Source organism: Chitinophaga solisilvae (genome assembly GCF_009928525.1).
GTDB lineage: Bacteria > Bacteroidota > Bacteroidia > Chitinophagales > Chitinophagaceae > Chitinophaga > Chitinophaga solisilvae.
On sequence record NZ_JAABOK010000013.1, the window covers coordinates 52,163 to 77,028 of the forward strand.

The 24,866-nt window shown below is 48.1% G+C and carries 17 protein-coding genes and 1 tRNA gene; 5 read left to right on the forward strand and 13 right to left on the reverse strand.

The window, feature by feature from the left end; translation table 11 throughout:
- Positions 1 to 55: 55 nt before the first annotated feature.
- The 4 genes from GWG06_RS23795 to GWG06_RS23810 all read left to right on the forward strand — a co-directional run bounded on the left by GWG06_RS23795 (position 56) and on the right by GWG06_RS23810 (position 5,981).
- A tRNA-Leu gene (locus tag GWG06_RS23795) sits at positions 56 to 139 on the forward strand.
- Positions 140 to 648: 509 nt separating this feature from the next.
- Entirely contained in the window at positions 649 to 1,830 is a 1,182-nt protein-coding gene (locus tag GWG06_RS23800) for an AraC family transcriptional regulator (protein ID WP_160716489.1), read from the forward strand.
- Between the two features lie 155 nt (positions 1,831 to 1,985).
- Positions 1,986 to 4,772: a TonB-dependent receptor gene (locus GWG06_RS23805; protein WP_160716491.1), complete on the forward strand. Its 2,787-nt coding sequence runs from the start codon at positions 1,986 to 1,988 to the stop codon at positions 4,770 to 4,772.
- A gap of 21 nt (positions 4,773 to 4,793) precedes the next feature.
- A complete protein-coding gene (locus GWG06_RS23810; protein WP_160716493.1) occupies positions 4,794 to 5,981 on the forward strand; it encodes a Ca2+-dependent phosphoinositide-specific phospholipase C in 1,188 nt (395 codons plus the stop codon).
- 707 nt (positions 5,982 to 6,688) lie between these two features.
- Here the strand turns inward: GWG06_RS23810 and GWG06_RS23815 are convergent.
- The 7 genes from GWG06_RS23815 to GWG06_RS23845 all read right to left on the reverse strand — a co-directional run bounded on the left by GWG06_RS23815 (position 6,689) and on the right by GWG06_RS23845 (position 10,951).
- Positions 6,689 to 7,105, reverse strand: a complete 417-nt coding sequence (locus GWG06_RS23815; protein WP_127044523.1) for a DUF4345 domain-containing protein — start codon at positions 7,103 to 7,105, stop codon at positions 6,689 to 6,691.
- Between the two features lie 203 nt (positions 7,106 to 7,308).
- Positions 7,309 to 7,542 (reverse strand): class I lanthipeptide, encoded by a 234-nt coding sequence (locus tag GWG06_RS23820; RefSeq protein WP_127044524.1) that lies wholly within the window; start codon positions 7,540 to 7,542, stop codon positions 7,309 to 7,311.
- A gap of 118 nt (positions 7,543 to 7,660) precedes the next feature.
- The gene (locus GWG06_RS23825) at positions 7,661 to 7,840 is read right to left on the reverse strand and encodes a class I lanthipeptide (RefSeq protein WP_127044525.1); all 180 of its coding nucleotides are present in this window, start codon (positions 7,838 to 7,840) and stop codon (positions 7,661 to 7,663) included.
- 530 nt (positions 7,841 to 8,370) lie between these two features.
- Positions 8,371 to 8,658: a DUF1330 domain-containing protein gene (locus GWG06_RS23830; RefSeq protein WP_127042860.1), complete on the reverse strand. Its 288-nt coding sequence runs from the start codon at positions 8,656 to 8,658 to the stop codon at positions 8,371 to 8,373.
- Between the two features lie 15 nt (positions 8,659 to 8,673).
- Entirely contained in the window at positions 8,674 to 9,081 is a 408-nt protein-coding gene (locus GWG06_RS23835; protein ID WP_160716495.1) for a DinB family protein, read from the reverse strand.
- A gap of 68 nt (positions 9,082 to 9,149) precedes the next feature.
- A complete protein-coding gene (locus GWG06_RS23840; RefSeq protein ID WP_160716497.1) occupies positions 9,150 to 9,989 on the reverse strand; it encodes an AraC family transcriptional regulator in 840 nt (279 codons plus the stop codon).
- Between the two features lie 26 nt (positions 9,990 to 10,015).
- A complete protein-coding gene (locus GWG06_RS23845; protein WP_202183107.1) occupies positions 10,016 to 10,951 on the reverse strand; it encodes a phosphotransferase in 936 nt (311 codons plus the stop codon).
- Between the two features lie 475 nt (positions 10,952 to 11,426).
- On the opposite strand from GWG06_RS23845, the gene GWG06_RS23850 reads away from it, so the two are divergent.
- Positions 11,427 to 12,221, forward strand: coding sequence for a M57 family metalloprotease (locus tag GWG06_RS23850; protein ID WP_127042854.1), 795 nt, complete (start codon positions 11,427 to 11,429; stop codon positions 12,219 to 12,221).
- A 112-nt stretch (positions 12,222 to 12,333) separates the two neighbouring features.
- Here GWG06_RS23850 and GWG06_RS23855 read toward each other — a convergent pair whose 3' ends face one another.
- From GWG06_RS23855 to GWG06_RS23880, 6 genes are all read right to left on the reverse strand, one after another.
- On the reverse strand, positions 12,334 to 12,981 hold the full coding sequence (locus GWG06_RS23855) for a 4'-phosphopantetheinyl transferase family protein (protein ID WP_160716499.1): 648 nt from the start codon (positions 12,979 to 12,981) through the stop codon (positions 12,334 to 12,336).
- A gap of 273 nt (positions 12,982 to 13,254) precedes the next feature.
- The gene (locus GWG06_RS23860) at positions 13,255 to 14,691 is read right to left on the reverse strand and encodes a SusD/RagB family nutrient-binding outer membrane lipoprotein (protein ID WP_160716501.1); all 1,437 of its coding nucleotides are present in this window, start codon (positions 14,689 to 14,691) and stop codon (positions 13,255 to 13,257) included.
- Positions 14,692 to 14,702: 11 nt separating this feature from the next.
- Entirely contained in the window at positions 14,703 to 17,894 is a 3,192-nt protein-coding gene (locus tag GWG06_RS23865) for a SusC/RagA family TonB-linked outer membrane protein (RefSeq protein WP_160716503.1), read from the reverse strand.
- A gap of 115 nt (positions 17,895 to 18,009) precedes the next feature.
- Positions 18,010 to 20,379 (reverse strand): ABC transporter permease, encoded by a 2,370-nt coding sequence (locus GWG06_RS23870; RefSeq protein ID WP_160716505.1) that lies wholly within the window; start codon positions 20,377 to 20,379, stop codon positions 18,010 to 18,012.
- 142 nt (positions 20,380 to 20,521) lie between these two features.
- Positions 20,522 to 21,667 carry a cyclopropane fatty acyl phospholipid synthase gene (gene cfa, locus GWG06_RS23875; protein WP_160716507.1) on the reverse strand — a complete coding sequence of 382 codons (1,146 nt, stop codon included), beginning with the start codon at positions 21,665 to 21,667 and terminating at the stop codon, positions 20,522 to 20,524.
- A gap of 200 nt (positions 21,668 to 21,867) precedes the next feature.
- Positions 21,868 to 24,651: a DEAD/DEAH box helicase gene (locus GWG06_RS23880; RefSeq protein ID WP_160716509.1), complete on the reverse strand. Its 2,784-nt coding sequence runs from the start codon at positions 24,649 to 24,651 to the stop codon at positions 21,868 to 21,870.
- Positions 24,652 to 24,866 lie beyond the last annotated feature (215 nt).

Here is a 24,866-nt window from a genome sequence, read left to right on the forward strand (position 1 = left end):
TGGCAGAATGAATTGTATGCTTATCTTTGCACCCCTGACACACAAAATCAGAGTTGCCCAGATGGCGAAATTGGTAGACGCACTGTGTTCAGGTCGCAGCGCCTGCAAGGGTGTGCTGGTTCGAATCCAGTTCTGGGCACTTCACTGGCCAAACGGTTTAAACACTGTTTGGCCAGTTTTATTTTAGGGAAGTTTATAACTGGCACAGGTTTCCCTTAACGGTTCATCAAACCAGGAAGTTCCAAAAAACAAATGAAATTATCTTACGGCATTAACCTGCAATTAACGCTTGCCATTTAATCCCTATCTAATTTTCGTGTCATTCATTCAACATGAAAATCCAACTTCCCGGGATCAGGAGCATTTTCTATCACCAGGACCTTACGAATAAAATTGAAAGAATCATCCTATGTATTATTCTATAATTCTGCACAATGGCTAACCAGGCAATATTACGATGCTTTCAAGGAAGAAGAATTGGCAGCAATCAGTGAAAGATTACTAAACCTTATGCTCTATGAAATCAATAAAAGTTAAAGCAAATAGTTAGCAGAGATAATATCTAATAGACTGTATCGCTCCCGGTTGGTAATAATTTCTTAATAATGGTTATGTAGCTTCACGCCCGAAATCATAAACAGGGATGTCATGAAGTATATTATTCTACTGGGAGCCTTCCAGGCATTGGTGATATTCAGTATATTCATCATTAACCATAAGAAAAGGTCTTCCGATAATATATTGAGCTGGTTTTTAATATTGGTGTTTGTTCACCTGGGTGCGGGATTTACGCTGCACACGTTGTTTCCGCATGCAGAAATTCATAAACAGTATTACACATTTATTACGCTGATGTATGCACCGGTGCTGTGGATGTACACCACCCATCTTTCCGGCAGGGACCAGCAGGACAAACGGAGAAGCTATCTCCACTTTCTGCCGGCGATGGCGGCGGCCGTGGCATACTTTACAATTGCCGGTTATATCATTGCCCATGAGGGGAAAACACCTCCCGCCATCATATATTATAACCAGACAGTGGGATATATGGCAATGGTGTCTTTTCCGTTATATGGAATTTTATCGCTGCGGGAAGCCAGGCGCATTCCGGCTTTCTGGCATTCGGAGATACAACTGGTACGGTTTATGGCGATTGTATTTATATCTACCATGCTTTTTAGTTTGATACTCACCGTTAACAATTACCTGCCGGCGGCCTCCCGTTTCATCATTGATTCTCACCTGTGGGGCAGAATATTTACTTACATCTCCCTGTTGAGTATCTGTCTTGCTATCGGCAGGACAAGGATTTTATTGCTGATGGATACCGGAACAACACTGCCGTTGCTGGAAGATACTTCTCCTGCTGTAACAGTGACCGAAGAAACCGTAACGGATACTTCGGCATTACCCCGGAAATCCATCCTGTCCGCTTCACAGCAGGCCACCATTGCAGCACAGGTAAAACAGCGGATGTATGAAAAAGCACTGTATAAGGATCCTGAGCTGACGCTGGATAAGCTGGCTGCTGTCATGGAGATATCACGGCATCATCTTTCAGAAACACTGAACCAATATCTCGGGCAATCCTTTTACCAGTTTATCAACGAATGCCGTATCCGGGAAGTGGTAAAACTGCTGGATAGATACCGGCAGGACAGAGAAACACCCAACATCCTCTCTCTGGCTTTTGAAGCCGGATTTCATTCCAAGTCCTCGTTCAATCAGTACTTCAAAAAAGTGACCGGCACTACCCCTTCCGCCTATATGAAAAGTAAAAATACGGTGGTGATAACTGCACAAAGTACTGTAAACAGTGCATTGACCTGAATAGCTTAACAATTCCGTAATGTTTTACAAACAATTGATTATCAACAAATAAAGAATCTATCTGTTTCCCCCGATCTATAAAGTCGTACGGATTTATCTACAAGGACGACTTCCGCTGACTGCTGTTTCAACTTTGCAGAAAAATATTTTCGCACATGAGCAGCCGGCTTTTATTACTGATTTTACTCCTGCCTGTTTTCGGTACGGCACAACAGATCAGGGGGAGTATTTTATCCAAGGAAGGACCCTTACCTTCCGCCACTATCATCATCGATGGTGCGGGAACGCAAACTGATCTTTCCGGTGTGTTTAACATTACGCTCCGGAAAACGGGGAAAGTAACACTTAAAATTAACTATGTAGGGTTTGCTGTTAAGACAGTTGAGGTAGATGTTAAACCGGGATTAAACCAGGTGGGCGCCATCATGATGGAACCTGCCAGCGATGTGCTGGGAGAAGTAGTAGTGAAAGGCGCTTCTGCCGGTTCTCAGATACGGGCTATCAGTATCAAAAAGAATGCACCGGGAATTATGGAGGTGCTGGCGGCCGATGCTATCGGCAAACTGCCGGACCGTAATGCAGCAGAAGCGGTGCAGCGTATACAAGGCGTGTCTATTGAGCGTGACCAGGGCGAAGGGCGCTATGTGTCTGTACGTGGTACTCCTATCCAGTGGAGCGCCACACTGCTGAATGGAAACCGTTTGCCTACAGCCAGCCTCGATTACACCGACCGCCGTATTCAGATGGACATCTTCCCGTCAGAACTGATAGAATACGTACAGCTGTCCAAAGCCATCACCCCGGATATGGAAGGGGATGCCATCGGAGGCTCTGTCAACTTCATCACCAGGGCTGCGCCACAATCGAAGATGCTCCGCATCAATGCCGCCGGCGGGTACGGTGATCAGGCCCGTAAAGGCTCCTATAATGCCTCCGTTGTATATGGTGACCGTCTGCTGAAAGGCAAGCTGGGATTTGTAGTGTCAGCCGTTATCTGGGACCGCACTTCCGCTCAGGACCGTTACAATATGAACTATGATTTCGCCAACCCCAATGAAAAGCAGTCCTATTCCATCACCGACCTGCAGCTGCGCGATTATATCGCCCACCGAAAAACCACCGGCCTGAATGCCGGGCTGGAATACAAATTCAATGACAGGCACAGGATACAATTCAAAGGTATCTACAGCTCCTTTCTTGATGGACAGCAGGTGCGGGAAACGTATTTCTATTTCAATAATAAAAATGCTACCATCACAGACAGGGCATCCAATTACTTCACGGACCTGTATTCCGGGGAGCTGAGCGGGCAGTCGGTTATCTCCGGCAAACTGACACTGGATTGGGCAGCCAGTATGGACAAGTCCGGATTCAGGTTCAAAGATCCGGGATATTATCCTATGGCCACTTTCCAGCAGGCGGTTACTTACGAAGGACTGGCAGCCGACGGTAAAAAGTACCTCGCCATGGACGCACCTGACGGAAAGGGAGATGTAATAGACGCCGTACTGCCGCATATTTCCGCCACTTCGCCCATCACTGCCGATGCCATGAAGCTGTCACAGGTGATTATGCTGCGTGCCACCAACCGGGAAGAAAATAAGCGCTTCAGCTTCAACCTGAAATACACACCATCAGAAGTTCTCCAGCTGAAGTCCGGTGGTAAGTTCATTCATAAAGACAAGCTGGTGCAGTCTCCCTATAACATCTACCTGGCTGGTATGCAGGGAGCAGCACCTTCTATGGCCAGCCTGGGCACAGAGCCATTTCCCTATAACGGCGGCTTCCTCTCTGAAATACATGCTCCCTATAACAATGTGATCATCGATCATATGGCACTGGAGAAGCTGAGATCGCTGGTAACACCGGAAGGTATCGGCCAGTACAAACAGTATCCTTTCCAGGTGGATTCCGCTACTAATGCGTCAGGCGCTACCAAATACTTCAACGGTACAGAAAACGTATATGCGCTTTACGTGATGGGAGAATATAAAGTCTCTGAAAAGCTTATACTGACAGGAGGCATCCGCAACGAGTACAACAAAGTGACCTTCAACGGCAGTATGGTCAGCGGTAAGCAGGTAACAGCCATTACACAGGACAACAGTTACAATGCCTTTCTGCCGATGCTGCATATAAAATACAACCTGACCGATAAGGACATTATCCGTGCGGCCTATACCCGCAGCTTCGCCCGCGCAGACTTTAACAACCTGAATCCCGGCACCACACAGGACGATGCCAACAAACTGATCACCCGTGGCAACGCCGGCCTCAAACCCACGTTCGCCAATAACTTCGATCTGATGGCAGAGCATTATTTCGGCGGTATCGGTATGGTCAATGCAGGGGCTTTCTACAAAAAACTCACAGACCTCGTATATACGAACCAATCTACAGAAAACATCAACGGTATACCATACACCGTCAGCGAGCCACAGAACCTGCAAGAAGCATGGCTGGCGGGCTTCGAGGCTGGTTTTGTGAAAAGGTTTACCGGCCTGCCCGGCTTCTGGAAAGGATTTGGGGTAGATGTCAACTATACCTATACCGATTCCCGGGTAAAAATTCCCCGGTTCGCAGGTAACGAAAAGCTGGAAGACAACAGTGTTATTCCCAAACAGGCAAAACACCTCTTCAATGCGTCACTGCTGTATGAATACGGGAAGTTCATGGTCAGAATAGCCGGTAACTATAAGGGTAAATACCTGGATGTTATCCGGCAGGCCGCCGGCCCGGATCATTACCGCTGGTACGCAGAAAATTTCACGGTGGACTTTTCTGCCTCCTGCGCTATTACCCCAAGGATCCGCACATTCCTGGAACTGAATAATATCACCAATGCACCGGTGCGCTACTATCATGGCACTTTCGACCGGGTGGAACAGGCTGAATGGTATTCTATCCGGGGACAGATAGGCGTAAGCGTTAAAATCTTCTAACTACTAAAAAATCAACTGATCATGCAGATAACTATTACCCGCGCATTGGGAACAATGCTGATGGCTTGTGCTACCTCCGTTTGCGGCGCACAGTCGATGGAAACACTAAAAATAAATCAGGTGCAGGTGCTGGGTACCCACAACAGTTATGCGCGTCCTGTAGACTCCGCGGTACTGGCTTTAATTGATCCCATCTTTGAAAAAATGGGGCAGACATATATGAAAAGTATGCCTAAGGAGCAACTGGCGGCATTTCAGGAATTTCATCCCAATATTGTAAAGATGAGTGAGGGGCTGCATTACAACCATCCTCCATTTGATGTGCAGCTGGATGCCGGCGTGAGAAGCATAGAGATAGATGTATACAACGACCCTACCGGCAACCGTTTTAACGATCCGGCCGCTTACCGGGTGCTGCGCCAGAAAGGCATTGATAACCTGGCGCCTTTTGATAGCAAAGACCTGGATAAGCCGGGCTTTAAAGTATTGCACATGGCCGATGTTGATTTCCGGACCCACTATACCACTTTCAAAGGAGCGCTGGCAGCCATGCGCGCCTGGTCTGATGCGCATCCCGGCCATTTCCCTATTTATGTGATGATCGAGGCCAAGGACAAAGGCATTCCTTTGTTCCCCGGCTCAGCACAGGTACTGCCTTTCGATGAGAAAGCCTTCGATGCGCTGGATCAGGAGGTAATTTCAGAGCTGGGCAGGGACAAACTGATCACGCCCGACGATGTACACGGTAAGTACGCCACCCTGCGTGATGCAGTGCTGGCCCAAAACTGGCCGGCCATAAAAGCGGCGAGAGGAAAATTTATTTTCCTGCTGCTGCCATCCACAGCGGGTATGAACATGGTATCTGACTATGCAAAGAATAGACCTAACCTGGAAGGCAGAGTGATGTTTATGCAGTCGCTCCCGCAAGACAGCTATGCCGCTTTTTTCCTGTTAGACAATGCCATTATGCGCCGGCAGGAGATACAGCAGGCCGTGCAACAGGGCTTTCTGGTAAGAACACGGTCCGATATCGAAACCTATGAAGCGAAAGTAAATGATCACACCCGTGCGGATGCTGCCTTTAAAAGCGGCGCCCAGATCATCTCTACGGACTTCTTCCGGCCGGGCAACGGTTACGGCACGCCCTACTTTGTTACGCTGCCAGGTGGTGGAGAAGCGAGGCCCAATCCTGTGAATGCGGCTAAATAATCTGTGTATATGTCTAAGCGGCGGCATGACTTCGGGAGAAGCTATGCCGCCGCTTTCATGAGATAACCGGAAAACCTGCCGGAGAAATCTGAAGCAATCCATCCGGATAAAAAATATCCTCTGGCCATTCCTGCTGATGATAATAAAATTTTCCTGAAGCAGGTTGTTTCAGCAGCAGCCTGATCCCGCTGCCGATCGCTGTTACACCTCTTTCTCTCCCCTCCTGCCAGTCATCAGCAGTCGTGCAGCACGCGGTCATGTACAATTACAAACGTCATCCATAGCACCACCAGTATTAATAACAAATTGACAACCGTAAGTATTGCATAATAATTTCGCTGAAACCCCGCGGATCTGCCGACAATCTTTTTAGCATAATATTTCGAAGCAGTGGGAATCAGTATCACTGCCAGTAACACAAAAATCGCCGGATATAAACCTGTAATGCCAATACCCAAAATACTGAGTACTGCTATCGTAAGGGTAAATACCATTGATACAGAGGTAACTACACTAAACGTTTTCATGTTGATAATAATTCAGGGTGAACAATTATTCGTCTGATCAAAAATACGAATTTACTTTGAAATACAAAGTACTTTGATTAATTATTTTCTCTATCACCGAATATATACAGCCCTGAATAAACATTAAAAGCGGGGCTGTTTCTATTGCAGAAACAGCCCCGCACACTGGAAACCCTGCTTTTACCGCTGTAAAGAGAACGTACTTCTCCGCAAACGCAGCCATAGTAACGCCCCCATCATAAAAAATACACTTTCAATAATCAGCCATTGCGTCCCAAAAGCGCCCAGCGGCCCTTCTGCTACCCAGGTAATAATCCTGGACAGCGCGTAGAGCCCCCAGAGCCAGCATAAAAAAACAACACCCTGCGGTATGTCCTTTATCATCCAACGTATCAACATAATGGTTATCGTCAGCCCTACACCGCCATACACGCCTCTGACAGAACTAAACGCATCGGTATTGGGTAACTTCACCTGTACAAGATCCATCACTGCCTGCGGACTAAAAAAACCCATCAGACTTACCATACAAAAACTCACCGCTGATAGCAACAGATACCCACGGGATAACATTTTGATTGTTCGGGATTGATTCATATTTGCATTTTTATAACGCAAATTTGGTAGTACCGCACTAATAAAATCTTTGTGTGTATTAAGATTTTTGTGAGAATAACTATTCTCACCAATGCATGACAAAGCAGTCTGAATTTCAGACATAAAAAAAACTCCCCCCGGTGACAGATCCGGAGGGAGTTTGTTCCCGGTAGTATTACAAGGTCACATGGTGAAACGCTATCTTACGGCTGGCATCCCGGTGTGGCAGAGCAGTCCAGTGTGCAGCACATGGTACAGGCCTGATACTGTGTGGCGCAAGGATCCGGCAGCGGTACGTTGGTAGCACCGGTAGGGCCCGAAGGACCACTCGGGCCAGAGGTAAATGCTCCGCCTAATACTGCCCTTGCTCCGTCTGCGCTTAATCTGGCGACAGTAATTGTCTTCAGGCTCAATTTTTTTACTGATTTCTTCTTCATGTTAAACAATTAAACTGGTGAATGGTTAAACTACGGTAACGGCTATACGAATGCATGGTTGTACTTCCCATGGCACCACACCGATACCTGGAAACAAAAAACTGTTCGCAATAAAAAATTAGTTACATGGATAACCTGCACCTCCGCATGAGATGGTTGTATTACCACCGCAGCCGTCGCATATCCAGATGGAAGAAGTCAGCACTCCTCCTCCTTTAATAGCTTCAGGATTGGTTAATTGCAGTTTGGCCAGTGTTAATTTTTTAAGTGCCAGTTTTTTGGATACTTTCTTTTTCATAAAATGATTATTATTTGAGTAAAAGGAAAAACATGATGTGTCAGGATCAGGCAAAGCTGCACTGATGGCATAGCATGGAACCATATGTCGTTACCCATCCTGCGGGTACTACGTTACGTCTTGACTGGTGAGGAAATTTTACACGAAACAAGTCGGCATAAGCAAATAATTCTTTCTTACTTCATTAATAAAACTTTTCTGGATTTCCGGGTCTGAAATTTAAATATGTATTAAACAGGGCTTTTACAGGACAGTATATGATCCGTTATTATCAACATTATTTTAAGGTCACTTCAGCAGGTTTCATATCTGTTATTACAAAGATGATGATTTTAGCACGCACTTATTTGATATAAATTATCAGATTGTTTACAGATTTTAACTTGTTGTTTGAAAACAATTACGAATTACGAATTGCGAATTACGAATGAAGCACGAAGACCGAAGCGGATACTTTACAGTATGATTGCTTCGGTCTTCGTGTTTCATTCGTAATTCGTAATTCGCAATTCGTAATTCATTTATCACAATTACTTCCCATGCGCCAGTATCATCCTGCAATTCTCTGTTGCGCGCTGCCGCAGCTCTTTCAACGGCTGGTATGCAGGATCATTGTAGCATTGCAGGGCTGCCTCTTCCGATGGAAAACGGATGATGGCATGCATGTGGCATCGTGTGCCTTCCACAGCGATAGCGTTGAGATCGGAGGCTAATACTTCCGCTCCGTACTGCTGCAGCAGCTGAATAACCTGTGGACCGTAAACGGCATAAGCTGCAGGATCGGTGATGTCGTAAGAATTGATGTAGTAAACAGACATAATATAGTGAATAAATCAGTAAACATATTCCGGTGGCACAATTCCCTGGCGACGAAGATATATAGTCGCCTGACCGCGATGATGCGTGACATGGTCAATGGTGGCATAAAATCCGGCAATGACTTCCTCTGTCAGCTGCACACTTTCCAGGGTGGCTTTCAGCATGTCGAATGACAGCCCAAGATAGGCTATGACAGCGGCTTTGCCAACGGGGGCTGCCGGCGGGTTCCAGTCGGCCTGCTGCTGCAGGATATAATTCTCCTCCGACCAGCTGATACCATATCCAATATGGTGCAGGAGTTCTGCAAATGTCCGGATATCTGTTTCCGGGCTGACATGAAAATGCTTTTCAGGCATGGCTTCTGCTACCTGTAACGTATACTGTCTTGCGTTACTCAGGGTACTTAATAGTGATGCTTTCATTGTATAATGTTTGATAGCACAAAATTAACCGGTGGCATAAGCGTTCATTTAAGGAAAATTGCTGTTTTTCACAGACGTATGGAAGATGGAGATTTCCCGAACTGTTTTTTATAGGCGGCTGAAAAATGTTCCAGGCTGTTAAAACCGGCGGCAAAAGCAATACCTGTAACAGGCTGGCGGGTATGCTGCAATTGCAGCTGCGCCTCCTTCAGTCTTACCTGTAACAGATAATTATAGGGTGTGGCAGCAGTCACCTGCTTAAACAGGCGGTTAAAATGAAAGGGACTTAAATTACCAATAGACGCCAGTTGGGGCAGGGAGATATCATCTGTATAATTTTCGTGTATAAATAATTTGATCTCTTCTATTACCGGCAGGTAGTTCCGTTTCTGCCGGTCGCTTAATTCCGGCAGTTTCCGTTCCCTGCTGCCGGCTGATAATACCTGCAGAAAAAGTTCCGTCATCAGTTGCTCTGCCCATAACCGCGGATAATGTGGTTTCTGTATGACGCTGAAAATATGATGATGCAGGAGTTCCATCTCCGGTGTGGCTTTCACCAGTATCGCATCCTTATCCGGGTTATCGAAGAACCAGGTGTAGGCAGGAGCTGTAGCTGCCAGGCGTTGCGCGCTTTCAACGGGAAAGGAAAATATGGTACACTGATCAGGAATATCATGCACATGCGCTACCCGGTGTTCATAACCGGGCTTACACAGCAGAAAGAGGCCGCTGCAGGCATCCAGCTCATTCCTGAAAACCCGGAACCTGAAGTTACCCCGACGGATATACGCTATGGATAAATTCTGCTGATACTCTTTTTCAGAGACACCGCATTCCGTACACCGGCACAGGAAATTATGTACGGAACATACCTGTGAATCATAAATAGTGGAAATATCTGCCTGCATAAAGGATCAGCATTACTGCTATAAAATTACAGATTTCCCTGCAGAGAATCATCATGCAGGTCAGCGGCAATATGCCGGAAAATGTTCTCTCCCATTGCAGCGTGGCGGGCGTGGTTAATCAGTCCGCTGTCCAGCAGCATGGCGGCAAACAATATAGCCCATCCCCTGGCGCGCCGCCATGTCCGGGATGTAATGCCGGTATAGGCAGTCATGGCAAGGCGGCGTGCCTCCTGCTGCGGAAATAGTATCCAGATGGAAGCCAGATCTGTAGCGATATCGCCGGCAGCCATATCTCCCCAGTCGATGACACCTGCTATGCGGCCTTTCACCGTCAGTACATTGGCAGCGTGCAGGTCGCCGTGAATCCAGCACCGCGGGGTATCTATCATGGTGTTCACAGCCGCGGACCATGCATAATATATATCGCCGGTAATCAGGGCGGTTTTGTTCTTCAGCCGCAGCAACCTCTCTTCTACTACGGCAGCACGTTGCTGTAAAGGTACGCCACGTACGGGGCTGACCGGCGCTTCCGGCGGAGCGGGCTGGTGCAGCGCCTGCAGAAAGGCAATAAAGCCATGCACGGCAGCAGCATCGGGGGGATAAATATCTGCAGGCTCACCTGGCAGCCAGGGAATAATACTCCAGCTCCAGGGATAGTAGCAGGTAGCATGCCCGGTTCTCAGCGGCGCCGGTATCGGCAGCGTAAGTACTGACTGCAGGCGGGGCAGCCAGGTCTGTTCCTTTTCTACGAGTGCGGCGGCAGCTGCACGCCGGGGCAGGCGCACTGCCAGCGTTTCACCAAGGCGGAATACTACATTATCCCAGCCTTCATAAGGACTGTGCAGCGGCAGCAATGCTAAATCAGGATGCTGATCTGTCAATAAGCCTTGTACCAGATCAGTATCTATTATAACGTCCGCTGCCGGCATTCCTGCTGATGGTATGTCTTTCTTCCGCCGCATGTCTGCAAAATTAATGAATACCTGACATCAGTGCTGCCTGATACCGCTTACAACATAACAGCCGGTATTACGCTCCGAAAAAAAGCGTGACAACCTATGAATTTTACAGGCATGCGATGCTGCATTCCGTCAGACATCCATACTTTATCACTGCCATAAATCCGCACTGGCATTATTTCACAGGGAGAAGTTTTTTGGTTATTAAAAAAAATGTTCCTAATTTGAAGCACTGAAGATAGACGCACACACGATCACTAACGCTATCGATTAAACGAAGACCCATACTATCTTCTGGAGGATCTATCAACCGAAACAACAATAACCGTCGAGTAATCTGAACCTGTAACTGAACCCGAAGAGCGTCGAGTATTTTCCTTACTGAGCACCGCATGTCCGGCAGCACAATAACCCAGCAGCAAATTAATTGTCTGTAGCAATTGTGTGTATTCATAACCCTCAACTCAAAATCACAATTATGAAACTTGTAAAACCCGTAATCCTCATTGGCGTATTAGCATTATCTGTAATCATCTCCTGTAAGAAAGACGCTGTTCAGGATGCACCACAACAAAATTCTATCTCTGAAGAAGTACTGAGCAAAATCAGACAAAGTGGCTTCAGCTCCGACAACGTACAGAAAATCGGAGATGGCTATCTCGTAGAAAACGATATCCTGCTGCATGAGCACGATCTGGTAGGCAGCAAAAACAGAATCAATGTAGGTAAAGAAGAACAATACCGTACTACTGCTATTGTTACCGGTTTACCTAAAACAATCACTGTAAGTGTGAGCGGCTTCAGCAGCCCTATGTTTGCACAGGCAGCACAGCAGGCCGTTGCAGCGTATAACGCACTGGGTCTGAGACTCAGATTCCAGTATGTTACCGGTTCTGCCAGCATCAACATTACTGCACAGTGCTTAAGCGGTGGCGTGCTGGGTTATGGTGGCTTCCCTTCCGGCGGCAACCCTTATCCTTCCATCGTGCTGAACTCCTGCAGCTCCTATTTCAACACTGTTTGCAAAATCAAAAAAGTGATGGAGCATGAAATCGGTCACTGCATTGGCTTCCGTCATACTGACTGGATGAACCGCGCTTATAGCTGCGGTGGTACTCCTACCAACGAAGGAACTGCCGGTGTAGGTGCTGTTCAGATTCCTGGCACTCCGTCTTCTCCTGATGCAGGTTCCTGGATGTTAGCTTGCGCAAGCTCTGCCTGCACCAGCTTCAACTCCAATGACATCACTGCATTGCGTTATCTGTATCAATAATTTATTTACCAGCCGGACAGCTATTATCCGCAAAGCGAAGCATATGGGTATATGCTTCGCTTTGCCATACCCGTAAGTATGACATCATTGAAATCTATTGCAGTGATCTTGATTACAGTAATGCTCCGGCGTCTGTCAGCGTATAGCCATAACTGTTATCCGCTGTAGCCAGGTGGCAGGAATATCCTTCAAAGGCGGGAATACTTCTCAACAGCCAGGAACGCCCGTTGAGCAGCATACGGTTTTCTTCATCGAGCGCCAGCAGTTGCAGGTCTTCAATCAGTCCGCAGCCATCAGCTTTCAGCACCGCTTCCTTGGCGGTCCAATAGTCATAGAACAGGCTTCCGGGCATTGCAGCGGCATGTATCCGCACCCACTCTGCCGGCCCGAAGCACCGGTCAAAATCAGCAAAATTAATATCGGCATGTAACTCTATATCTATCCCCACTTCCGGCTCAGGGCTTATCACACATACCACCAGGTTTCCTGAATGGGAAATATTAAAAGCGGGCATACCCGGCAGCGAAGGACGGCCGTTATCACTGTAACGGATATACGACAGGTCCGGCGATGCCCCTGCCTGACGCAGCCCATACAGCAAAAGATGGCGACCCAGTACATACGCATGCGCATCCTGCCAGCGCATATATCTCCCCGCCTTCTCCTGCATCACCGCCGGCAACACCCGTAACAGCGCCTGATAGCGGTCCGGCGGCAGAGGCGTGGTATACCGGGCGAAATATATATGGTGCTCTTTCATTAATGCGGATTTTTGTTAAAATTACGAATTGCGAATTACGAATTACGAATGTAGCGCGAAGATTTGAGCGGAGGGTTATTTGAGATTTTTTTATTTGAGATTTTGTATCCAATCTTTGTTCCCTTTGTACCTATAGATACAAAAGAATCTCATGAGTGGATACAAAATCTCAAATAAAAAAATCTCAAATAACCCTCCGCTCAAATCTTCGCGCCACATTCGTAATTCATAATTCGCAATTCGTAATTATTAAAAACACTATCTTCTCCTCCCTTACTTAACGTCCCACCACACCCTCCCGGTCAGATCATCTTTGCCGTTAAAGCCGGGTTGTGCGCTCACGGCTGCGTCTACGTTGCGGGTGTTGATATTGTGTTCTGACAACGGATAGCCCTGACGGCGCGGAATAGGTACATTACCGTTATTGGGGGCAGGTGTGAGTTCCGGAAAGCCCGTACGTCTCCACTCTGCCCAGGACTCATATCCGTTCATATAGAGGTGTACCCATCGCTGGTAGCCGATCTGGCGCAATGCTTTGGCGGGATTGTAGGCTACTTCCGGTTGAGCGATGTAGGTGGCAGCGCCGGTATTGCTGCCAGTCCACTGCTGGATGGAGGCCTCTATGGCTTTGTTGTAATCTGCGGCGGCTGTTCCGTCGCCGCCGGGCAACCAACCCAGCTTTTCCGCTTCTGCCTTTGCCAGCAATGCCTGTGCATAGGTAATGATATAGGAGGTAGCATCGCGCTTGCGGATCTCTGTTCCCTGAAAGGATACATTACCGGCAGGGATGTTCTGTGCTTCATTGCCGACCAGCCCGTAGGGCATACCTACATAATCGCCGCCGGAAGTTTTGGCGGCATATATTTTCAGGCGAGGATCCACCAGTGGCTTCATAAATTTAACCAGCGGCTCACTCACACAATACCACCTGCGCCCCTGAACGGTGTACACATAGTACCAGTAGTTTTCATACGCTGTTTCTGACTTGTGCTGGAAGATGACATTATCATCATTACTGCTGAAGATGCCAATACTTATGGCAGCATTGAACTCCCGCTGTCCCCAGGCAGCGTCTGCCTTTGATAAACGCAGCGCCATCAGGGCGTGCAGCGTACCGGCAAAACGCTTCCACTTTTTCACATCGCCATAGTAGAGCATATCCCCTGCAGCAGCGCTGTCGCTATCATCTTTCAGCTGCGCAGCCGCTTCTTTCAGCTCTTTAAACAGATCGGTGTAAATATCTTTCTGTTTATCATAGGCAGGATCAATTTTTGCCTTGCCCTGTAATGCCTCCTTGTAGGGCACATCGCCCCAGCGATCGGTAATAAACCAGAAATAATACGCCCGCAGAATTCTGGCTACTGCCTGCTGATTCGCGGCAGCGCCTTCATCTGTATTAAAATACCGGGTGTTGATAATCAGGTTCAGATTCATCAGCACAGCATAATAATCTGCAAAATCAAATGAGATATTGATATAACGCGAGGCATCTGTATACACCTTTTCAGATAGCAGCTGCGTATACAGCAGCCCGTAAGGATTTGCCAGCCCCATATCCAGCTTCTGGATAGCATAGGTCAGCAGTTTGGGATTGGAGAAGGTATCAGGCAGATTCGGATTTCTGTTGATACTGTCGGAAAATTTTCTGCAGCCTGCAAAACACATCATCATACCGGCCGATAACAGAAAGAGATATAGTAACTTTTTCATGATAATCACTTTTACAGGGAAATGTTGAGGTTAAAACCAAAAGAGCGCGTAGATGCCAGCTGTCCCGTTTCCAGCCAGCTGATGGAAGCGCTGCCGGTAGATAATTCAGAAGGATCAAGTCCTTTCGGCGCCTTCTGGTAAATCATAAACGGGTTACGGGTGATGAAGGCCACATTGATGCTGTTAAACGGCAACCTGCCCAGCTGTTGCTTACTAAACGTATAGCCCAAACGAATTTCCCGCATCTTGACATACGACGCGTCATACAGCCACTCTTCATATACGGAGTTACCCAGCACGGTACGGAAATAGGATTTGGCGTCGACGTAAGCCGTTACCTCCTGCCCTGTTTTGGCGTTGATACCATTTACTTTCACGCCGCCGCCTTCACTCAGCGGATCGCGCACATTCTTCCCCTTATCATTGAGGGCAGCGGTTTCTACTGCCTGACCTGATTTCACGCTCAGCATACGTGTCCAGCTGAAAAATTGTCCGCCTGACTGAAAATCTATCATGGCAGAGAGATCAAAGTTTTTCCAGCGGAAGCTGTTCTGCCACCCGCCGGTGAACTTTGGCAACACACTGCCGAAATTATGGTTCTGCTCAAACAACGGCAGGTTGGCATCATCCAGCAGTATCTTGCCTGTGGCGGCATCACGCTGATAAGCATTACCCACCAGCGTACCGAAGGCTGCATTCACATCTGCATTCAAAAATACGCTTACACGTGAATAGGTATTCTGATCCAGCACCAGCGTATTGATACCGGGATACAATGATTTAATCAGGCTTGTATTCCTGCTGATGTTGAACGTGGAGTTCCATTCGAAACGTTTGGTCTGCAGCGGTACTCCGTTCAGCGTTACTTCCACTCCTTTGTTCTGGATATTACCGGCATTGATAACGGTATTGGTATATCCGATAGCGCCGGAGGTATTTACAGTCAGCACCTGGTCCTTGTTCTGCTGATTGTAGTAGGTAACGCCAAAGCCTAAACGACTATTCAGCATTTTCACATCCAGCCCTGCTTCAAAGGATGTTCCCAGTGAGGGCCTGATATCCGGGTTGTTCAGCGTAGAGGGCAGGGAGATAGGCAGATAGGTGGCTGCATCACGTCCCTGGTAAGGCACTCCCAGGCTGAAGTAATCTCCTGTCTGATAGGGCGCCAGGTCAGAACCGGCTTTTGCCAGCCCTATCCGCACTTTACCGTAATTCAGGAAATCCCATTTCAGCAGTTCGCTGAACACCATACTGAGGGATACAGACGGGTACCAGTAAGAGTTGTTTTGCGAAGGTAATGAGGAGGAAATATCATTACGGATGGTGGCATCCAGGTAGTAAATATTATCATAGCCCAGGCTCACGGCACTGAAGGCGCTGCGCACTTCCTTGCGGCGCAGGTAGTTGGAAAGCAGCGGCCGGTCTACCGTTGCGGAGAGATTAAAGAAATTCACTACGGACAGTCCGCCCTGCGTTCTGCCTGTAATATAGGAATAGCGCTGTGTCAGCAGGTTACCACCAGCTGTGGCATTCAGGTTAAATTTGCCGAAGGTTTTATTGTATTGCGCCAGCAGCTCATAGTTCATCTCTTTATTCTCAAATTTCCCTTCGTAATATTCGTTGATATCTCTGCCGCCATAACCTTTACGCTGATCGATGGACTGTGTGAAGATGTCTGCCCGCACCGCACCGCTGATTTTCAGGCCGGGCAGTACATCATATGCCAGTCCTACATTTCCGAAGAAACGGTCGCGCGCATCATGACTGGGGTTTTCATATACTTCGAAATACGGGTTATTCCAGTCGCTGCCTGGTTTCTTCAGGAACTGCGGGTCATCAATATCTTCATGATTCCAGTGATAAAAAGAGCCATCCGGATATTTGTACTGGCGCAGCCGCTTCATGTCCAGTGAACGCTGGAACCACTGGTAGAAGTTACGGGAGCCCTGGTAATATCCTTGTGCCGGGCGCTGGCCTTTGTTATTGGCGTAGTTGAAATTGGTGGAAACAGTTAGCCTGGAAGTAAGATTTAACGAACCGGTGAAACCTACGTTATTTCTCTTCAGCCAGGTGTTGGGTTCAATCCCGCGGATGTCGGTATGATTGAAAGAGAGGCGGAAAGATGTGTTTTCACCACCGCCGGACATGCTGATGTTGTTATTAAAAGTATGACCGGTTACAAAATAATCCTTCACATTGTCGGGATGCGCTTCAAAAGGCGTCAGCTTACCATAATCAGGATCGGCAGGATAGAAGCTGTACATCTGTCTTACCGGCGTACCGTCCATTTTTGGCCCCCAACTTTCATCCGTACCGGAAGCTACCAGCTGTTCCACGCCATTCCAGGTAATTTTTGAGAACTGCTGGCTGCTACCGCCGCCGTAGATGTTTTGCAGCGGCATGAAGTTGCCTGCTTTCTCCATGGAATAGGCGCTGCTCACATCCACATGCACCTTTTTGTTGCTTTTGCGGCCGCTCTTTGTTGTAATCAGTATCACGCCGTATTGTCCGCGTAAACCGTACAGGGCTGAGGCTGCAGGGCCTTTCAGTACATTGACGGAGGCAATATCCTCTGCGTTCACATCCTGCGCCAGGTTGCCCAGGTCAGGGCCGTTACGGTCTGCAAAGTTCATGTTGGAAATGGGCGTACCGTCTACTACTATCAACGGCTGATCCTGACCATTGAGGGAGTTGATACCACGCAGCTTGATCTTCTGCGTACCGCCCATACTGGCGCCGGAAGAACCTACTACCTGTACGCCGGCAATCTTTCCGGAGAGTGAGCCCAGTACGTTCTGATCTTTGGCTACCGTCAGGTTTTCACCTTTAACTTCCTGTATTGCATAGCCAACGGCGCGCTCCTTGCGCGATATGCCCAGCGCCGTTACCACGACCTGATCCAGGTTGCGCGTATCCGGTGCTAAAACAACATCAACGCTGTTTTTTCCGCCGGTGCCTGTTTCCTGAGTGAGATAACCTACAAAGCGGAATACCAGCACGGCATCTGCAGTGGATACTTCTATCCGGTAGTTACCGGAAGCATCCGTGGAACCGCCTTTGTTGGTGTTTTTAATCTGAATGCTTACGCCGGGTAAGACTTCTCCGTTTTGACCGGTTACTTTGCCGGTGATGGTACGGGATTGCGCTGACAACTGGAAATGAATACAGCACACCATCATGAGTACAGTGAGGAATCGCTTCATCAGAAGGGTGGATTTAGATTCTGGTTAAATCGGGTGTCTGTTATAAAAATAAAATAATAAAAAATGAATGTCAATAGCTATTTATACAGACACCGGTTCCTCACTGTACGGATGATTAATCGGCTTTAAGACTCTTAACCGGATTCGCAAGCGCACTTTTAATAGCCTGGGTGCTGACTGTCAGCAATGCAATCAGCAAAGCCAGCAATCCGGTGGCTACAAATACCCAGATACTGACTGTAATACGGTAATCATAGTTTTCAAGCCAGTGACGTATAAAGAAGAAGGTAAGCGGAGAAGCAATCAGGCAGGCGGTAAGCACCAGCCAGATAAATTCCTTTGATAACAGCAGCCAGAGATGCACTACCGGTGCTCCCAGTACTTTACGGATTCCTATTTCCCGCGTTCTTCGTTCAGCCATATACGTTGCCAGCCCGAAAAGTCCCAGGCAGGAGATAAAAATGGCCAGTCCTGCAAAGATGCCGGCCAGCTTGCCCACCTGTTTTTCGAGTGCAAATTTCTTATCAAACTCCTGATCCGTAAATGCATATTCAAACGGAGCAGACAGGTTGTTCCGGGAAAAAACCGGCTGCACGGCCGCCAGCGCTTTGGTAATATCAGCGTCCTTTTTCAGTCGCAGGAAGATGTTGTTGAAACTACCGGCAAACAAAATCGCCAGCGGATATACCGGTTTATAAGGATCTTTCAGTACTATATCTTCCACAATACCGATAATCGTCAGTTCCTTACCGCCATATCCCTTCATCTTCCTGCCGATAGGGTCTTTATATCCTATCAGCCGTAGCGCTGCCTGATTCAGGATAACTGCGCCTGAATCGGTCGGAAACTCCGCTGAAAACGGGCGTCCCTGCAGGAATTTAAGCCCTACCGTTTTTTCAAAATCGTAATCCGCCATGATGGCGTCAAGCGCCAGGTCTGCCTTGGGATCTTTGCCTTCCCAGGAAAAATCACTCCAGGAATTATAGACTTCCGTCATAGGCTGCGACGCTTTTGATACTGCTTCTACATAGCCCGTGCCCAGCAATTCCTGTTTCAGCGCGTCATAATTCTTCAGCAGGTTCGGCGCTGCCCGCACGGTGAGCAGGTTATCAGGATTATATCCTACAGAACGTTGCTGACCGTAGCGTATCTGCTGATATACGAAAATGGTGCTTACTATCAGCGCAATAGAGATCACAAACTGGGACACTACCAGCACCCGGCGGAAGTTACCGGCTCCTCTGCCGGAGGCAAATTTTCCTTTCAGTACCCGCACCGGTATGAAGGAAGAAAGATACAACGCCGGATAGCTGCCGGCGATCAGCCCGGTGATGATACAAACCGCAAACATAGCCGCCAGCAGGAAAACATTACTGAGACGGAAATGTATGTTTTCAAAACCGATATCCCGGATCAGCGGCAGACTCAAAAAGATGATGCCTAATGCCATAAAGAAAGCCAGGAAAGCAGTTAGCATGGATTCGCTGAGAAACTGTACTACCAGCTGAATACGGCGGGAACCTGCCGCCTTGCGGATACCTACTTCCCTGGCTCTTTTCTCGGAGCGGGCTGTAGCCAGGTTCATAAAGTTGATACACGCCACCAGCAACACAAACAATCCGATGATGGCAAACAATCTGACGTAGGTGATCTTCCCTCCTGTATTCTGCCAGTTTTTAAAATCCTGCTGCAGATGCCATTTTTCGAGGGGATGTAACGTCATATGCTGGTTCTGCAGCTCCTTGTTTTTTTCTTCCGGCAGGTTATAAATTTTCTGTGAGAAGGCCTCCATCGTCACGCCTTCCTTCAGCTGCACCACATTCATCAGGAAGTTATTCCCCCATTCCGTCTGACTCGCTTTCACAAAACTATTATGCTGTAACAGCCAGGCATAGGGAGCCAGGAAATCAAATTCCAGTGAGGAGTTAACCGGTATGTCCTTCAACACGCCACTGACCTGGAAGGTAAACCCTTCATAGAGTTGCACGGTTTTACCGATCGGATCGGCTTTTCCGAACAGGGCCTCAGCAAGGGAGGCAGATATGATGATATTATCAGGATTATTCAATGCCGTCCGGATGTCGCCTTTGATCAGCGGGAAGGAAAATATCTGCAGAAAGGCAGGATCTACATGATAGCCTGATTTGTTATACCTGCTATTACCGGCGATGATGGTAGAATTTACTGTCCATGAAATACGCGTATTCCTTTCTATATCTGCATAGTTATGTTTCAGTTCTTCATACAAGGGTAAGGGAGAAATATGCATGCTGCTTTTTTCACCATTGAAGAGCGTATGGCGAACAACGCGGGCAATGCGGTGGCGGTTGGCATGGAAAGTGTCAAAGCTGCGTTCATATTGTATCCACAGGCAGATCAGCAATGCGAAAGCCATACCGGAGGCCAGTCCGAAGATATTGATAAAACCAAGTATTTTATTGTTGGTAATATTACGCCAGGCTACTTTTAAATAGTTACGGATCATAAAGATGCAGAAAGTTATATTCCGGGTTTCTCCAAAAGAGTACCGGTTTCTTAAACGTTTGTCTGCCAGTAAATTATGCTTTCACTGACTACATACGTTGTCCGTTTTTAAAACGGTATTTGTCCGATTCCGGACAGGCTTATCAGTGCAGCTGTATGGCTGCCGGTCTTCTGGTGAAAGCGTACCCGCCGGCTATGCCGTTACGGGAAAGCACCATCTGCCACAGCTGGCTGCTGCGGGCACGGAAGGTAGCGGCGCAGGACAGCAGGTAATACTTCCACATCCGGAAAAAGGTTTCATCATATTTTGCACTGAGTTTGTCCCAGTTATGGGAGAAGTTATCATACCAGGCCAGCAGTGTCTTATCGTAATGTACACTGAAATTCTCCCAGTGTTCCATCACAAAGAGTCCTTCCACGGCCTGCCCTATCTGCCGGATGGAAGGCAGCATGGATCCGGGAAAGATGTACTTGTTCATCCACTGGTCGGTGAAAGTGGATGAGTTGTTGGAACCGATGGTATGCAGCAGGAAGATACCGTCGTCTTTCAGACAGGCATGCACCACTTTCATATAGGTACGGTAGTTTTTGTAGCCTACATGTTCAAACATACCGATAGAAACGATGGCATCATACTTTTCGTGCAGGGTACGGTAATCCATCAGTTGTATATCAACCGGCAGCCCCTTGCAGCGTTTGCGGGCCAGCTCGGCCTGTTCCGGGGAAATGGTGATACCGGTTACCTTCACGCCGTAGCGCTCTGCGGCGAACCGGGCGAAGCTCCCCCAGCCACAGCCAATGTCCAGCACATGCATACCGGGCTTCAGGTTGAGCTTGCGGCAGGTCAGGTCCAGTTTATTCTCCTGCGCGGCATCAAGCGTCAGCGCATCATCCCAGAAGGCGCAGGTATAGGTCATATGCTTATCCAGCATCTCTTCAAAGAGATCATTGCCGATATCGTAATGTTTTTGTCCGTTACGCCAGGCAGCAGCAGGCCGCTGGTAATTGAAAAGGCGGGACAGTAATATTTCCAGTTTAAATTTAGGCGTCAGCGTTATTCTGGCATCCAGTTTTTCCCGGAGCACGCGGGTAAAAAATTCATCCAGCTCATCGCAGTCCCACCATTGCTGCATATATGCTTCTCCCATGCCGAGCGAGCCGGATTCCAGTACGGCGCTGTAAAATTTATCGTTATGTACCTGAATATCCCATGGATTATTACCATTGATAGTGATACCGGCAGAGGCGAGGAGCCGGTCAAAAATACCTTTCAGACGTTCCGTTCTCATAGCAAAGAAATTATCAGATGAGTGAACATTTATTTGTTGAAAGTGTATAATGATATGGCGGTTAACGGACCCCGAATGAAGTTGCTTTCTTAGTAACAAATGTAAGAAAAAAAACGATCAGCATGTTCATACAATGCTGTATAGCTGCAGGATGCGGTCGGCAGACAGCCTCCTGGAAAAAGTATAGGCAGCGTTTCCGGCTATTCTGCTCCCGGCAGTTTCTTCAGCATTTCCGCAGCGGTTTTCAACGGTAGCCTGGCTGCCAGCACATCAAAATATCTATGCCGGCTCCACAGGTCTTTATTGCCGATGATATACACATATTTTCTGGCGCGCGTCAGCGCTACGTTCAGCATGTTAGGCGACTGTGCTACCCACTCACGGGCACGGGGGCGCGCAGGATCGCTGCCCAGGATGATAAATACAATATCTGCTTCCTTTCCCTGGAAGGTATGTATGGTACCGCACAGCAGCTTTTTATGCACTGCCTGGCAATGGTCGGCCACCGATTTAAACGGAGATATAATAAAGGCGGAACGTTTATCGCCGGCCAGCTTCAACGCATCGGCAAGCCGTCGCAGCACGTCGGTTTCCTCCGGGATGATGTGCCCGTCTGCCCGCTGTGTCTTCACATCTATCCAGCATGCCGGCCCCAGTATAACGGGAACGTATTTGTCGCGGGTTACTTTCACCATCTGGTTATCATAGGCTATCTCATTGGCAATGGTGAACATAGGTTCGTCGCAACGCCTGTGCGCCCGCAGTGGCAGGCCGGTCCATATGCTGCTGCCGTTGCTTCTGACGGCAGTGCCTACACGCGTAATGCGGTCGGCCAGATTTTGCGCGGAATAGTTCACCGGCGACCAGTCATTATTGCTGACGCTGAAATGATCCTGCAGCAGTTTGCCCAGCCCTTCCGGCATGGTGACTACCGGCGGAATCTGTAAGGTATCTCCGATGATGATGCTTCGCCGGGCCCTCCATATGGCCCCGATAGCCGATTGCGGCGTAGCCTGCCCTGCCTCGTCGAGCAGCAGCCAGCCCAGGCCGCCGGCGCCTGTTCGCCGGAACAGCCTTTCCACGGATGCCAGCGTAGTGGATACTACCGGTACACAGAAGAAAAAAGTCTGCCACAGCATGTTGGTTCCTGCATCGCTGAGCAATGGCCCCGCTTTACCGGACAACATACTGAAAAACATATCGAGGTTGGCCCTGAAATATTTGGCATGTACCTGCACTGCACAGGCATGCAGCTCCAGGCTTTTTAAAAATATATTGCTTCTGAGCTGATTGATAACCGGAGAGGCATAGGGAGTAAGACGGTGAATATCCGTCATGGGCAGCATGCTGAAACCTTTATCCGGTAAATTTTCCGGTGATATGCCCCAGGTGTGCGTCAGTTGTTTCCGCAGTTCTTCCATCCGTGCAGGCGCTATCTTTTCTTTAAACAATTCCGGATGTAGCTGCTGCATCACACCTTTATGATAGGCAGCGGCTGTCTTCTTAAAGTCTTCATACGCTGTAAGCAAAGATTTCAATGCAGCAGCAGTATCTTCATACTTCTGCATGACGGCATTGCTGTCACCGCTGATACTGATATTATCCAGTGTGCGGTTCAGGCCGGAACTGTACCAGTACTTATGTGTGAAGGCGCTGCAGTTGGATGCATTGCCCAGCACGGCGCTGAGCATGCCCCATGTTTCCCGGTCCTCCGCTACGGCGGCGGCAACTTCAGGAAAGTAGGCGGCTTCAGGAAAATGGTCTGTATCAATATTCCTCAGCAGTGGCAGCTCTTTGGAAATATTCTCTACTGCATTGTTATTATTACTGGCGATGAGTATACTATCGTTACCGCATATACGAAGATCAATATCATAGTAAGCAGATTTACCTACCGGTATTCTCCTGCGTTGAAAGAGACTTTTAATATCGCCATCGAGCAACCTTTTGGCGCGACGGAAAATAATATCCGCCAGCACCTCCCGCAACAGTGTGGTTTTGCCTGTTCCCGGCGGACCATTCACGCCTCTCAGCCCCCCGCTGTTACGCAGGTCATCCAGGGTAAGATGCACTGCTGCCTGCTGTGCGCTGTACAGTCCGAATGCCGGAGATGACGGCCAGCGGGCGGGCGACTGAAACGTAGGATTGATGCATTGTATCATCGTTACATGCTCCTGCAGATCGAGCCGTTTGTCAATAGCCGGATGCGCTTTCAGGTAGTCTGCCACGCCGGCAGGAATTGTGTTGCCTTCCCCCACCCACGATATCAGCTTATGCAGGTCATTAGCATAGAAGCTGTTCAGAAAAGGGGCTTCTGGTGTTGCAGATATGCCGACCTGTTCGGAAACACAACGGATACAGCTGCCAATGCTGAAAATATTTTCAGTCAGCTGTTTCAGATCATTCACCTCCTGCTGTAGTGCCTGACTGCTCACCGGCGCAATGTCCTGCAATGCTTCTCCTTCTTCTGCCGCATGTTCTTCCTCTTCCTGCTTCCAGCCTCCTTCGGGTGTCATCTGAAAGCGGATATCAAAATCAGTATACGCCTTCCGCAGTTCTTCATTGATCTCATCGAAAGGACGCTGCTGTTTCAACGATTTCATCGCATAAGGAAAAGCCGCGCGCACATACGATTTATCATACGGCGATCCATTCGCATCCAGCACCAGCGCAGATAGCCAGGTATTGCCATACAACGGCTCCGGCGCAACGGCATCCGCTTCCTTCACCAGTATACGGATGCTATCCAGCACCTCCTGTTTGGATATACCGCCAAAATATAAAGTATGCTTCCATTTTTTTCCTTCTTCCGCCACCGCAAAATTTTCCAGTTCCCATGGGAACGGATCTCCGGGCAACAAATCAGCGACCACCTTCCTGTCACTCCGGCGCGGCTCCGGCATATCAGGCAGGTTAAAAGCCTCTGCAGCCCTCCATAATTTCAATATGCTGAGGTAATGCGATATGGGGGTGGGTCTGGACATAACCATGAGGATGTGTGAACTACCTTAAGTTATGGATTTATTTTATTATTTGGTTATTTGAGATTTGTTTTAAGATTTTGGAATTTTGGAATTTTTTGATTTTGGAATTTTTAAATGCATCGGAGATTTTCGCATAGATCTTTGCTGCATTTGTAAATCCGAAAATTCCAAAATCCGAAAATTCCAAAATCTTGAAACAAACCTCAGATCTCAAA